The organism is Cupriavidus oxalaticus (genome assembly GCF_038900635.1).
Lineage (GTDB): Bacteria > Pseudomonadota > Gammaproteobacteria > Burkholderiales > Burkholderiaceae > Cupriavidus > Cupriavidus oxalaticus_B.
In genome coordinates, this window is sequence record NZ_JAYMRX010000131.1 from 1 (window position 1) to 215 (window position 215).

The 215-nt window shown below is 54.0% G+C and carries 1 rRNA gene; it reads left to right on the top strand.

The features are described from left to right. Positions 1 to 152: 152 nt before the first annotated feature. Positions 153 to 215, top strand: a 5S ribosomal RNA gene (gene rrf / locus VSR71_RS35505); the annotation flags it as partial.

Sequence of the window (215 nt, forward strand, 5' to 3'; positions counted from 1 at the left end):
TACTAATTGCCCGTAAGGCTTGATCCTATAACCAGTGTGTTTCACCTGGTTGATCGTCGCCTTGTGCCACCGAAGTTGACACAATCAGCACAACCACCACTACATCCCGATTCGTGACGTTGGCCTCAACCCCAGCGTCACAACCCCTCATGCCTGGTGACCATAGCGAGTTGGAACCACCCCTTCCCATCCCGAACAGGTCCGTGAAACGACTC